This window comes from Bradyrhizobium sp. CFUWI (genome assembly GCF_056429085.1).
In genome coordinates this window covers 351,019-364,169 of sequence record NZ_JBWJZE010000005.1, presented here as the reverse complement: position 1 = coordinate 364,169, position 13,151 = coordinate 351,019, and the positions used below count along the sequence as shown (strand labels likewise).

Genomic DNA, 13,151 nt, shown 5'->3' with positions numbered 1-13,151 from the left:
CCGATGGCATCAAGCATTCGCGTGCGCGCAACATCCAATGGCGACATCACCGAGGTGCAGGCGCTGATCCAGCATCCCATGGATACCGGCCTGGTGAAGGATCCCAAGGGTGAGTTGATCCCCGCGCACTACATCCAGCAGCTGAAATTCGAATGGAACGGCAAGGACGTCTTCGTCGCCGATTGGGGCACCGCGGTCTCCAAGGACCCCTATGTGAAGTTCAGCTTCAAGGGCGCCAAGAAGGGCGACGAGCTCAAGATCTCCTGGACCGACAACAAAGGTGGCTCGGATACGACCACCGCGAAGATCGCGTGATGAAGACCCGGTCTGCCCTGCTGCTTGGCTCGCTCAGCGCCGCACTCGTTGCGCTCGCCCTCACCGCTCCGCGCGTCGTCGCGGCCGACAAGGTCGATCCCGTTGCCGACGCCAAGGCGTTCCAGAACTTCTTCTTCCAGAAGTTTCCTGACGTGAAGCACGAGGACTTCGTCAACGGTCCGTATTCCATGAACGCCGATCTGAAGCGGCAATGGCAGGAGAAGGAAGAATTCCCGCCCTACGAGTTCGCGCTCGAGGCCGGCAAGGAAATGTTTGCGACGCCGTTCAAGAACGGCAAGACCTATGCCGACTGCTTCCCGAACGGCGGCATCGGCGTCCGCCAGAACTATCCCTATTTTGACACGAAGGAAGGCAAGGTCATCACGCTGGAGCTCGCGCTCAACCGCTGCCGCGAGGCCAACGGCGAAGCGCCCTATTCCTACGTCAAGGACGAGATGGCCTCGCTGACCGCGTACATGGCCTACACCTCGCGCGGCAAGCCGATGGACATCAAGATCCCCGACGATCCGCGCGCGCTCGAAGCCTTCGAGAACGGCAAGCGCTATTTCTACACCCGCCGCGGCCAGATGAACTTCTCCTGCGCAAGCTGCCATGTGCAGAGCCCGGGCGAGCGCATCCGCGCCGAGATCCTGGCGCCGGCGCTCGGCATCGTTAACGCGATGCCGATCTACCGCTCCGAATGGAGCGGCATGGGCACGACCAGCCGCCGCTTCGTCACCTGCAACAGCCAGACCCGCGCGGTTCCGCTGGAGCCGCAGGCGGACGAATACCGCGACGTCGAATATTTCCTGTCCTACGTCGCCAACGGCCTGCCGATATCAGGCCCGGGAGCGCGGCCATGAAGCGGACACTTGCTCTCGCCATGCTGCTCGCGCTCGGCCTCGTCGCCACGGCGCGCGCGGCGACCGAAGCGGACTACAAGACGGCGTACACCGCCGCCGAAGCTGCATCGAAGGAGGCTGCCGGCTTGCGCAACCAGTGGACCGTGACCGTCTCGATGCTGGCCGCAGCCAGGAAAGCGGCCGATAGCGGCGATTTCGACCGTGCCATCGCCGCAGCCAGGGAGGCCGAGGCGCTGGCAAGGGCGTCGATCTTCCAGGCGACGTCTGAAAAAGAGGCCTGGAAGGCGATGGAAATCCGCTAGACTGACCTCAACTGGAACAGCCTTGCGACCATTGAGGGCGCGGAGAATTATGGGATGGCGATCCGCCGCCGCGATTTCCTGAAGTCTGCAGGCCTCGCCGCCGCATCGCTCGGTCTGCCGCGGCTTGCGCTTGGCGCCGAGACCGCGAGCATTTACGACATCGAGCGGTTCGGCAATGCGCGCATCCTGCACATCACCGACACGCATGCGCAACTGAACCCGGTTTATTACCGCGAGCCCAGCGTCAATATCGGCATCGGCGAGATGGCCGGACGGCCGCCGCATCTGGTCGGCCGCGCCTTCCTGGAGCGGTTCGGCATCCGCTCCGACAGCGCCGAAGCCTATGCCTTCACCTGTGTCGAATTCGAGAAGTCGGCAGGCCGCTTCGGCAAGCTCGGCGGCTTTGCCCACCTGAAGACGCTGGTCGACCGCTTGCGCGGCGACGTCGGCGAGCAACGTTCGCTGCTCGTCGACGGCGGCGATCTCTGGCAAGGCACCGGGCTTGCCAATGTCATGCAGGGCCGCGACATGGTCGAGGTCGCCAATCTGCTCGGCATCGAAGCGATGACCGGACATTGGGAGTTCACCTATGGCGAGCAGGCGCTGCGCGACAATCTCGAGCGCTTCAAGGGCGAGTTCCTGGCGCAGAACGTCTTCCTGACCGAGGAAGCCGCGTTCAACGACGCCCTCGCCTTCGACAAGGCCACAGGACGCGTGTTCAAGCCATCGATGATCAAGGAGATCGGCGGCCATCGGGTCGCGATCGTCGGCCAGGCCTTCCCCTACGTGCCGATTGCGCATCCCAAGCGGTTCACGCCGGACTGGACCTTCGGCATCCGCGAGGAGGAATTGCAGAAGCATGTCGATGCCTTGCGCGGCACCGACAAGGTCGACGCGGTCATCCTGCTGTCGCACAACGGCATGGATGTCGATCTCAAGCTCGCAAGCCGCGTCACCGGCATCGACGTCATCCTCGGCGGCCACACCCATGATGCCGTGCCGCAGCCGATCGCGGTGAAGAACGCCGGCGGCATCACGCTCGTCACCAATGCCGGCTCCAACGGAAAATTCCTCGCCGTGCTCGATCTCGCCATCGACAGGGGCAAGGTCAGCGACGTTCATTATCATCTGCTGCCGGTTTATTCCGAGCTGCTGAAGCCCGATCCGGCCATGGCCGAGCTGATCGGCCGGCTGCGCGCGCCGCGTGTGACCGACTGGTCGGAGAAGATCGCAACGCCGGACCGCCTGCTCTATCGCCGCGGCAATTTCTCCGGACCGGTCGACGAGCTGATCTGCACCGCGCTCCGCACCGAGCTCGATACCGAGATCGCGCTGTCGCCGGGCTTCCGCTGGGGCGTCACCGCGCTCTCCGGCCAAGCGCTGACCATGGAGGATTTGCTCGCGGAAACCGCGATCACCTATCCCGAAACCTATGTGCAGGAGATGACGGGCGCCCAGATCAAGGACGTGCTGGAGGACATCTGCGACAACCTCTTCAACGCCGATCCCTACTACCAGCAGGGCGGCGACATGGTGCGCGCCGGCGGGCTCAGCTACACCTGCACACCGACCGCCGCGATCGGCAGCCGCATCTCGGATTTGAAGATCCATAATGGCAAAGCGATCAGCGCCGGCCATCGCTACAAGGTCGCAGGCTGGGCTTCGGTCACCGGCCAGCAAGGCGCGCCGGTGTGGGACGTCGTCGGCAAATATCTGCGCTCGGGCCGGATGTTTCAGGAGCGGCTCGGCTCCGGTGTCACGCTCAAGGGGGTCGACGATAATCCAGGCATAGCGGGACAGGGATGAGGCGCGCGCAGATCCTGTCCGCGCTGATGCTGGCGCTGCTCGTCTTCGCCGCCGTCCCGCCGGCCTCGGCGCAACAGGTGCCGCTCCAGGACAAGCCATTCGCCGAGCACAAGATCGTGCTGCAGCTCTCCGACGGCGATGCGAGGAAGCAAGCACTGGTACTCAGCGTCGCCAACAACCTCCTGAAGGCCTACGCCCCCGACAAGATCGCGCTCGAAGTGGTGACGTTCGGTCCCGGCATCGACCTCTTGCTGTCGGGCAGCGAGCGCCGCAAGCAGGTGGAAAGCCTGATCGCGCAAGGCGTGCGGTTCGACATCTGCCTCAACACGGTGGACACGATCGAGCGCGAGACCGGCAAGCGGCCGGAGTTCATCCCCGCGGCGACGCCGGTGCAGGTCGGCGTCGGGCAGATCCTGTTCCTGGCGGAGAACGGCTACACGGTGGTGAGGCCGTGATTTCGTTGGGCACAGCGCCGCCACAGACGCGGTGTCATTCCCCGCGAAAGCGGGGAATCCAGTACGCCGCGGCCCCCTCCGTATCCCACGACGGCCTCTGGAATACTGGATCGCCCGCCTTCGCGGGCGATGACAGTTGTGTGGATGGCCCAACCACTCCCACATTTGCGCCGCAACAAGAATCTTCCAAATTTTCCTACGCAGACAGTGAATTGCTTCTCTTTCCGGCCCGGAACGTAGTAGAATCCTCGAAATAGGTTCCACTGCCGGGCTTCCTGCCATGATCTTCCGTCAGCTCTTCGATAGCGTTTCGGGCACCTACAGCTATCTCCTCGCCAGCCGCCCCGGCGGCGAGGCGCTGATCCTCGATCCCGTGCTGGAGAAGGTCGACCGCTACTGCCAATTGCTGCGCGAGCTCGACCTCAAGCTGGTCAAGGCGGTCGACACCCATCTGCATGCCGACCACGTCACCGGCCTCGGCGAGCTGCGCGACCGCACCCATTGCATGACCGTGATGGGCGACCAGACCAAGGCCGACGTGGTGGCGATGCGGGTCGCGGACGGCGACAAGGTGACGATCGAGGGCCTGTCGCTCGACGTGATGTACACGCCCGGCCACACCGACGATTCCTATTCCTATCTGATGGGCGATCGCGTCTTCACCGGCGACACGCTTCTGATCCGCGGCACCGGCCGCACCGATTTCCAGAACGGCTCCTCGCGCGCGCAGTACGATTCGATCTTCAACCGGCTGCTGAAGCTGCCGGACGAGACAATGGTGTTCCCGGCGCACGACTACAAGGGCGACACCGTCTCCACCATCGGCGAGGAGAAGCGCTACAATCCCAGGCTCCAGGTGCGCTCGGTCGACGAATATATCGAGCTGATGGCCAATCTGAAGCTGCCCAATCCGAAGATGATGGACGTGGCGGTGCCCGCCAACATGCATGTCGGCCTGCATCAGGAGGAGCTGGAAAAGGAAGGCCGCGCGCTCAGCGCCGTCGAGGCCATTCGCGCGCTCGGCCGGCCCGACATCCTGCTGGTCGATCTGCGCGAGACCAACGAGCGGCTGAAGCACGGCACGCTCGAAGGCGCGCTGCACACGCCCTATCCCTCCGTCGAGGAGAGTCTCAAGCCCGGTGGCATGCTGCGCGAGGTCGCAGCCGCCACCGGCCGCCGCATCGTGTTCTTCTGCGCCTTCGGCGAACGCTCGGCGATGGCGGTGGCCGCCGCCAAGGACGCCGGCCTTGCCAATACGGCGCACATCGCCGGCGGCCTGGATGCCTGGAAGAAGGCCGGCGGGCCGCTCGTGCACTGACGGCCGCGCGGCTTCTTGAGATAAGTCAGCAGCCGCCCACATATTCGGACTAGGATCGGATGCAGCATCACCATCCGGGACCAGCCATGACCAAGACCGCCAAGCCGAGCGAGCCGCCCAAGACTGCCAAAGAGAAGCCGGCGGACGACAAGCCGAAGAAGCCGCTGCCGGCCGACATCGACGACGACGATTACGAAGACGGCGACATCGCAACACCGAAGCGTGACCGGCACGGTCCGGACGACGAGCCGCTGTGAGGGTGTGAAGCTTCCTCACGAACGGTGCGTTCCTCCCCCGCAAGGGCAGGGCTATCGCATATGAATGACACGGGGGCTGTCTAGGCTTGCTCCGCCTCTCCCGCTTGCGGGAGAGGCCGACGCGCTCGCAGAGCGCGGCGGGTGAGGGTTCTCGCCGCGCTGGGGCGCCCTCAGTTATTCTCAATAATCCCTGCGCGGAGACACCCTCTCCCCAGCCCTCCCCCGCAAGCGGGGGAGGGAGCCGACTGCCGATGCCGCTGCATTCCGCACATCATATGCGACAGCCCTGTCCCGCAAGGGGGAGGGAGCGCACTGTGTCCAACGACATCATCGAGATTGCAGCAGCCCCGCCCGCTCTACCTGCCATGCGCCTGCGTTCATGGACAAATAACCGCCGTTCGATAGTTTCCGCACCTCGCAGGGAGTGAAACGGAACTGCAATGGTCGACATTCTCGCCGCACCGCAGCAAGGCAAGGCGGACAGCGCGCTGCGCACGCTGACGGGAATCTCGATCGCGCACTGGGTCAGCCATTTTCACTTGCTGGTCCTGCCGATGCTGTTTCCGTTCCTCAAGGCGCAGCTCGGCGTCGGCTATATCGAGCTCGGCTTCGCGCTCACCGTGTTCGCGGTCGTGTCCGGACTGACGCAGGCGCCGACCGGCTATCTCGTCGACCATTTTGGCGCGCGCAAAATCCTGCTGATCGGCCTGACGCTGGGCGGCTGCGCGCTGATCCTGCTCGGCCTGCATCTCAGCTACGTCTCGCTGATCGCCTGCGCCGTGCTGCTGGGCCTCGCCAACAGCGTCTATCACCCCGCGGACTACGCGATCCTGGCCGAGCACATGGACGAGGCGCGAATGGGCCGCGCCTTCTCGATCCACACCTTTGCCGGCTTTCTTGGCGGCGCGGTGGCGCCGGCGATCGTGGCGGCGCTCGTCGCCCTGTCCGGCGGCGTCGGCGCGCTGATCGCATCGGGCGCGATCGGCATTCTGGTGGCACTGCTGCTGCTCGTCATGAACATTCCCGACGCCGGCGCCAGCAAGACAAAGCCGGGCGCGGAGAACACGCCGAGGCAGGCCGTCATCACCCCGGCACTGGTCACGCTGACGGCGCTGTTCGTGCTGCTCAGCCTCTCCGTCGCCGGCATCAACAATTTCGGCGTCGTGGCGCTGATGAGCGGCTACAGCATCTCCTATTCGGCGGCCAACGTCATGCTGACGGCATTCCTCGGCGCCAGCGCCGTCGGCGTCCTCGCCGGCGGTTTCCTCGCCGATCACACCGAACGCCACGGCTATGTCGCGGCGGCCTGCTTTGCTGTCAACGCGGCGATCGTGCTGCTGATCGCGCTCGCGACGCTGCCCGGCTGGGCCTTGACCGCAGCGATGACGGTCGCGGGCTTCCTCTCCGGCGTGATCGCCCCCTCGCGCGACATGCTGGTGCGCAATGCCGCACCGGCGGGCGCCGCGGGGCGCGCTTTCGGCATCGTCTCCACCGGCTTCAATCTCGGCGGCATCGTCTCACCGCTGCTGTTCGGCTGGATCATGGACCAGAGCGCGCCGCGCTGGGTGTTCGGCGCGTCCGTGATCTTCATGGTCGCCACCGTGGTGCTGTCGCCGTTCACGGAACGGAAGCGGGAAGACAAGGCGTAACCACGGCGAGGAGTCGTAGCGCGAAACTGGTCACTCCGGAGTGGGCGATTCGCGCCCTCTTACGTCGGCGACACCGCGCCCTTCAGCGCGGCCGCCTGTGCCGCGACACCACGCCTCAACCTCGCCTTTTCCGTGTTCGGCCAGAGCAGCAAGAGGCCGAGCAGGCCGGAGCCGACCATGATCACGGCGTTGATGGTGAAGCCGGTCATGTAGCCATCAAGCGTGCTGCCGGCACGCTGGATCGTCGCCCCCATCACCGCCGGCGCGATGATGCCGGCCAGCGTGTACAGCGCACCGTAGATCGCGAGGATGGCGCCGCGCTGCGAGGTCGGCGTGAACTCGCCGAGCATCGGCGGGCAGACGACATAGATCGCACCGCACAGGCCGGAGCCGACCACCAGCAGCGCGATCTGCAGGCCCGCACCCTGAACATGCGGCATCATGGCCAGGATCAGCCCGCCGATCGCCAGCGGCACCGAGCCGAGCACGCCGCGTGCCACGCGCGTGTTGTAGCCGCGCGCCATCATCACCTGCGAGATCCAGCCGGTGAGGATGACGATGGTGGCGCCGAATACCCAGGGCAGGATCGAAATCCAGCCGGCCTGGCTCTGCGAGAAGCCGAGCCCCTTGACGATGAACGGCGTGAACCAGGTCAGGCCGAGCGACAGCGCCCAATAGGCACCGAAGGTCGCCGCGACGCAGCCGATGAAGGTGCGCGAGGTGAGCAGCTGCAGGTAGGGAATCTTCTGCTCGGTCTCGGCAAGGACCTGCGTGTCCTCCAGCGGCCCTTCCTTGCCGAGCGCGAGCCAGGCACAGACCCAGAGCAGGCCGACGATTCCGAGCGCACCGAAGGCATAGTGCCAGGAATGATTGACGATGATCCAGTTCAGCGCCGGCACCGCCAGGATGACGCCGAAGGCCGAGCCCTGCGACAGGATCGCGGTCGGTAGCGTGCGCTTCTCGTCGGGGAACCATTTGTAGATGGCGTGCGCGGCGACCGAGAAGGCCGGGCCTTCGCCGGCGCCCAGCACGATGCGGCAGATCAGGAGCGTGGTGAAGGAGACGGTGCCGACCATCGGAAACTGGGCCAGAGCCCAGATCACCGCGAGCGCGAGCAGCACCCAGCGCGTCGGCACCTTGTTGACGATGAAGCCGACCACGATGGCGGCGATCGAGAACAGGAAGAAGAACGAGGAACCGAGCAGGCCGAACTGCTCCGGCGAGAGCTTCAGATCGGTCATGATCGGCACACCGGCGAGACCGACGACGATCTTGTCCGCGAAGTTCACGACCATGAAGAGAAAGAGGAGAAATGTAATGGTCCAGGCACCCTTCGGCGTTGGCTTCGCCGAAACCCTGGACTCCCCTGCCGTCCTGCCCGCCGCATTGGGCGTTCCCTGATCGCTCATCGTTCTCCCCGCATGTCCTTTCTGGCACTTTTTTGATTTGGCCGTCTTGGAATCCGACAACGAAGCTAACAACGGGTTCGAAACCAACGCAACCCGGCATTTCCGCAGCAAGTGTGGTACGCAACAAGTCCGTTAATTCCGTCCGGCGCCATTCATCGTGCTGAGCATCCGAAATCTTTCCAAGACCTTCTCCTCGGCCGGCGAACCGGTTCATGTGCTGCGCGGCGTCGATCTCGACCTCAGGGCAGGCGAGCGCGTCGCGCTGACCGGCGAGTCCGGCAGCGGCAAGAGCACGCTGCTGCACCTGATCGCGGGGCTCGACGCCGCCGACGGCGGCACGATCCGGCTGGAGGACGTCGAGGTCACCAAGCTCTCCGATGCGGGGCGCGCCAGCTTGCGGCGCGACCGGATCGGCCTGGTCTTTCAACAATTCAATCTGATCCCGAGCCTGTCGGTCGCGGACAATCTGGTCTTTCAGGCGCGGATCGCGAGCCGTCATGATGCAGCCTGGACCAAGGAGCTGGTCGAACGGCTCGGGCTTGGATCACTTCTGAAGCGCTATCCCGAGCAATTGTCCGGAGGTCAGCAGCAACGGGTCGCAATCGGCCGGGCCTTGGCGACAAAGCCCTCGCTGCTGCTGGCGGACGAGCCGACCGGCAATCTGGACGAAGACACCGCCGAGGACGTGCTGGCGCTGGCGCGCGACCTCGTCGCGCGCACCGGCTGCGGCTTCCTGATGGTGACGCACAGCCTGCATCTGGCCAGAGCGCTCGACCGCCACCTCACCCTGCATGCGGGGCGGATCGCATGAGACGCGCGCTCTGGATCCTCGCGGTGCTGCTCAGCCATTGGCGGCGCCACAAGATGCAGTTCGCGACGCTTCTGGTCGGGCTGATCGCGGCGACCGCGCTGTGGAGCGGCGTGCAGGCCATCAACCAGCAGGCCCGCACCGCCTATGACCGCGCCGCGGCGACGTTCGGCGGCACCCGCACGGCGATGCTGGTCGCGCCGCATGCAGCGACGTTTCCCCAAGAGTTGTTCGTGAAACTCCGCCGCGCCGGCTGGCCGGTGTCGCCGGCACTGGAGGGACGGGTCCAGATCAACGGCCGCTCCGTACGCTTGCTCGGAATCGAGCCGGTGACGCTGCCGGTCGAAATCGGCAACGCGCCGCGCCTCGGTGCCGCCGATTTGAGCAGCTTCGTCGCGCCGCCGGGCCAGACCTTGGTGGCCCGCGAGACGCTGAGCGACTTGCAGGAAGCGGAAGGCGCGGCACCGCCGATCAGCAACGGCGCAACGCTGCCGCCGCTGCGCGTGCTGCCGCAGCTGGTGCCCGGCGTGCTGGTGGTCGACATCGGCGTGGCGCAGCGCCTGCTGAACAAGCCGGATCAGCTGTCGCGGCTGCTGATCGGCAAGCCGAAGAGCAGGCCTGCTCCGCTCGCAAGCGTTGTCGGCGACCAATTGCAGCTGATCGAGCCGACCGCGGAGACCGAGCTGGAGCGCCTCACGGACAGCTTCCATCTCAACCTCACGGCGTTCGGCCTGCTGTCGTTCTTCGTCGGCCTCTTCATCGTCAACTCAGCCGTCGGCCTCGCCTTCGAGCAGCGGCTGCCGATGCTGCGGACGCTGCGCGCCTGCGGTGCCTCGGCGCGGCTCGTCAACACGGTGCTGGTGGTCGAGCTCGTCGCGCTGGCGCTGGTGGCGGGATTGATCGGCCTCGTGTGCGGCTATTTCATTGCCGCCGTGCTGCTGCCCGACGTCGCGGCGTCGCTGCGCGGGCTCTATGGCGCGCAGATCCCGGGGCAGCTCAGCCTGCGGCCCGAATGGTGGTTCGCCGGCATCGGCATCAGCATTGCGGGCGCGCTCGTCGCGGCCGCGACCAGCCTGATCAAGGCGATCAGGATGCCGGTGCTGGCAACGGCGCAGCCGCGCGCCTGGCAGCAGCGGCAGCGCCGGTGGCTGATCCTGCAAAGCTGTGCGGCCGGCGCCGTGTTCGCGGTCGCGCTGCTGCTGCTGCGCTACGGCGAATCGCTGATTGCGGGCTTTGGCTTGCTCGCGGCCCTGATGCTCGGCGCGGCCTTGATCCTGCCGGCCTTGCTCGAGCTTCTCCTGCTCGCGGGCCAACATACCGCGCGAAGACCGCTGGCGCTGTGGTTCTGGGCGGACAGCCGGCAGCAGCTCTCCGGCCTGTCGCTGGCGCTGATGGCGCTGTTGCTGGCGCTCGCCGTCAATGTCGGCGTCTCCACCATGGTGGAGACGTTCAGCCGCACCTTCCTCGGCTGGCTCAACGGACGGCTCGCCGCCGACGTCTACGTCAGCGCCTCCGACAATTCGCAAGGTGTCGCGATTCGCAACTGGCTGAAACAGCGCGGCGACGTGCAGGCGATCCTGTCCGGCGGGCGCGCCGAAGCGCAGCTTCAGGGTCAGCCGGTGGAGCTGCTCGGCCTGCCCGATCACGCGCTCTATCGCGAGCGCTGGCCGCTGCTGGACGCCGCGCCGCGGGCCTGGGCCCGGCTCGTGCCCGGCAACGCTGCCTTCATCAGCGAGCAGCTCAGCCGCCGCCTGAATCTGCGCATCGGCGACGTCGTCGCGTTGCCGGCACCTGGCGGGACCTGGGAGCTCGACATCGTCGGGATCTACGCCGATTACGGCAATCCGAGGGGGCAGCTGACCGTGAATGTCGCGGCCTTGATCCGGCAGTTTCCACTGACGCCGCAGACGCGGATCGGCCTGATCGTCGCAAAGGAGAACATCTCGGGCCTGATCGCGTCGCTGCAGAAGCAGTTCGCGCTCGACGACCGCAGCGTCGCCGACCAGGCGACGGTGAAGGCGGAATCGATCCGCATCTTCAACCGCACCTTTGCAGTGACCTCCGCGCTGAATGCCTTTACGCTCGGTGTCGCCGGGATCGCGCTGTTCACCAGCCTGCTCACGCTGGCGAATTCCCGTCTGCCGCAACTCGCGCCGCTGTGGGCGATCGGCATCACGCGGCCGCACCTTGCCGCGATCGAGCTGACCAAGACGCTGTCGGTGGCGCTGTTCACGGCGCTGCTGGCGGTGCCGCTCGGCCTCCTGGTGGCATGGTGCCTGATCGCGATCGTGAATGTGAAGGCCTTCGGCTGGCGGCTGCCGTTCCATGTGTTTCCGGAGCAATTGATCGGGCTGGTCGCGGTGGCGCTGCTGGCCTCGCTGCTGGCGGCCCTCCTGCCGGTGGTGCGGCTGGCGCGGATGCAGCCGGCAAGCCTCGTCAAGGTGTTTGCCAATGAGCGCTGATCGCATGTCGCGCCGCGCCTTCGCCGCCGGCATTGCCGCGCTGGCACTCGCACGCCGCGCCGGCGCGCAAGGTTATGCCGGGCTCGGCGAGACAGCGGATGGCTTTGCGAAGGTGACGCCGGGAAGGCCGTTTGCCTTTCCGGCCGATCACGGGCCGCATCCGGAGTTTCGTATCGAGTGGTGGTATCTCACGGCCAACCTCGTCGACGGCAGCGGTGCGGCTTGCGGCCTGCAATGGACGCTGTTCCGCCAGGCGGCGCAGCCGGGCCCGCAAGGCGAAGGCTGGGCCAACCAGCAGGTGTGGATGGCCCATGCCGCGGTGACGCGCGCCGACACTCATCGCTTCAACGAAACCTTTTCACGCGGTGGCATCGGGCAGGCCGGCGTCACAGAAAAGCCGTTCGATGCCTGGATCGACGATTGGCAAATGAAGGGCCTCGAGCGCACCGACGATCGCCATCTGGCTCCGCTGACACTGAAGGCATCCAGCACCGATTTCAGCTACGCGCTGACGCTGGAGGCCGATCGTCCGGTCGTGTTGCAGGGCGATCGCGGCTACAGCCGCAAGTCGGAGCGCGGGCAGGCGTCCTATTATTACAGCCAACCGTTCTACCGCGCCCGCGGCACGCTCACCATCGACGACAAGCCGGTCGATGTCTCGGGCCAGGCCTGGATGGACCGCGAATGGAGCAGCCAGCCGCTCGACAGGGATCAGACCGGCTGGGACTGGCTGTCGCTGCATCTGTCGTCGGGCGACAAGTTGATGCTGTATCGGCTGCGCCAGAAGGACGAGAAGAATTATCCGTTCGGCAATTGGATCGACGCCGCAGGCAACACGCAGATGATCGCGGGGGACGACATCCAGATGATTCCGAAGGCGACGGCGGAGGTCGCAGGACGCACGCTGCCGGTGGAATGGCAGATCGCGATCCCGTCGCGATCGTTCTCGATCCTGTGCAAGCCGCTCAATCCAAAAGCCTGGATGGGGACCGGCTTCGCCTATTGGGAAGGGCCGATCGGCTTTGCCGGGAGCCATGACGGTGTTGGCTATCTCGAGATGACCGGCTATTGAAGCCGCGACCTCTTCAAAGGGATTCCGCGATGTATCACCTCACCGCCGTCGTCACCCTGCTGGCGATCGCATTTTACTTCTTCACCAGCATCAACGTCTCGCGCTCGCGTACCAGGACCGGCGTCAAGGTGCCCGCGATGTCAGGCCATCCGGATTTCGAACGCGCCTTCCGCATCCAGATGAACACGCTGGAATGGATGCCGATTGTCCTGCCGGCGCTCTGGCTGTTCGCGGTCTATATCAGCGACGCCATCGCCGCCGGACTCGGCGCGGTCTGGATCATCGGCCGCATCGTCTATTTCATCGGCTATTCGCAGGCAGCGGCCAAGCGCGGCCCGGGCTTTGCGATCCAGAGCATCGCGGCGATGGCGCTTTGGGCGGGGGCGCTGGGCGCGGTGGTGTTGCGGCTGGTGAAGTGAAGCACGCCATCACGCA

At 65.7% G+C, this 13,151-nt stretch carries 13 protein-coding genes; 12 read left to right on the top strand and 1 reads right to left on the bottom strand.

All coding sequences use genetic code 11. The features are described from left to right. Positions 1 to 3: 3 nt before the first annotated feature. From soxZ to AC066S_RS14200, 8 genes are all read left to right on the top strand, one after another. Entirely contained in the window at positions 4 to 315 is a 312-nt protein-coding gene (gene soxZ / locus AC066S_RS14235) for a thiosulfate oxidation carrier complex protein SoxZ (protein WP_126257185.1), read from the top strand. Further along, a complete protein-coding gene (gene soxA, locus AC066S_RS14230) occupies positions 315 to 1,178 on the top strand; it encodes a sulfur oxidation c-type cytochrome SoxA (RefSeq protein ID WP_164718540.1) in 864 nt (287 codons plus the stop codon). Before soxZ ends, soxA begins: the two co-directional genes overlap by 1 nt. Continuing rightward, the gene (locus tag AC066S_RS14225; protein ID WP_126257183.1) at positions 1,175 to 1,480 is read left to right on the top strand and encodes a hypothetical protein; all 306 of its coding nucleotides are present in this window, start codon (positions 1,175 to 1,177) and stop codon (positions 1,478 to 1,480) included. The genes soxA and AC066S_RS14225 overlap by 4 nt, the downstream gene beginning before the upstream one ends. Before the next feature lie 54 nt (positions 1,481 to 1,534). Then, a complete protein-coding gene (gene soxB / locus AC066S_RS14220) occupies positions 1,535 to 3,286 on the top strand; it encodes a thiosulfohydrolase SoxB (protein WP_478269982.1) in 1,752 nt (583 codons plus the stop codon). Next, complete coding sequence (locus AC066S_RS14215) at positions 3,283 to 3,741, top strand: DsrE family protein (protein ID WP_135168998.1); 459 nt, start codon at positions 3,283 to 3,285, stop codon at positions 3,739 to 3,741. The genes soxB and AC066S_RS14215 overlap by 4 nt, the downstream gene beginning before the upstream one ends. A 280-nt stretch (positions 3,742 to 4,021) precedes the next feature. Further along, positions 4,022 to 5,059: an MBL fold metallo-hydrolase gene (locus AC066S_RS14210; protein WP_135168999.1), complete on the top strand. Its 1,038-nt coding sequence runs from the start codon at positions 4,022 to 4,024 to the stop codon at positions 5,057 to 5,059. 86 nt (positions 5,060 to 5,145) lie between these two features. Next, complete coding sequence (locus AC066S_RS14205) at positions 5,146 to 5,316, top strand: hypothetical protein (RefSeq protein ID WP_164718539.1); 171 nt, start codon at positions 5,146 to 5,148, stop codon at positions 5,314 to 5,316. A gap of 440 nt (positions 5,317 to 5,756) precedes the next feature. Next, the gene (locus tag AC066S_RS14200; protein ID WP_478269981.1) at positions 5,757 to 6,965 is read left to right on the top strand and encodes an MFS transporter; all 1,209 of its coding nucleotides are present in this window, start codon (positions 5,757 to 5,759) and stop codon (positions 6,963 to 6,965) included. A 59-nt stretch (positions 6,966 to 7,024) separates the two neighbouring features. Here AC066S_RS14200 and AC066S_RS14195 read toward each other — a convergent pair whose 3' ends face one another. Then, a complete protein-coding gene (locus tag AC066S_RS14195) occupies positions 7,025 to 8,374 on the bottom strand; it encodes an MFS transporter (protein WP_478269980.1) in 1,350 nt (449 codons plus the stop codon). Between the two features lie 157 nt (positions 8,375 to 8,531). On the opposite strand from AC066S_RS14195, the gene AC066S_RS14190 reads away from it, so the two are divergent. Genes AC066S_RS14190 through AC066S_RS14175 form a run of 4 tightly spaced genes read left to right on the top strand, consistent with a single transcriptional unit; the run spans position 8,532 to position 13,135 of the window. Beyond that, a complete protein-coding gene (locus AC066S_RS14190; RefSeq protein ID WP_478269979.1) occupies positions 8,532 to 9,185 on the top strand; it encodes an ABC transporter ATP-binding protein in 654 nt (217 codons plus the stop codon). Beyond that, entirely contained in the window at positions 9,182 to 11,644 is a 2,463-nt protein-coding gene (locus AC066S_RS14185) for an ABC transporter permease (RefSeq protein WP_478269978.1), read from the top strand. The genes AC066S_RS14190 and AC066S_RS14185 overlap by 4 nt, the downstream gene beginning before the upstream one ends. Further along, positions 11,634 to 12,716, top strand: a complete 1,083-nt coding sequence (locus AC066S_RS14180; protein WP_126257174.1) for a lipocalin-like domain-containing protein — start codon at positions 11,634 to 11,636, stop codon at positions 12,714 to 12,716. Before AC066S_RS14185 ends, AC066S_RS14180 begins: the two co-directional genes overlap by 11 nt. A gap of 29 nt (positions 12,717 to 12,745) precedes the next feature. Then, positions 12,746 to 13,135: an MAPEG family protein gene (locus AC066S_RS14175; protein WP_126257173.1), complete on the top strand. Its 390-nt coding sequence runs from the start codon at positions 12,746 to 12,748 to the stop codon at positions 13,133 to 13,135. Positions 13,136 to 13,151: the final 16 nt, after the last annotated feature.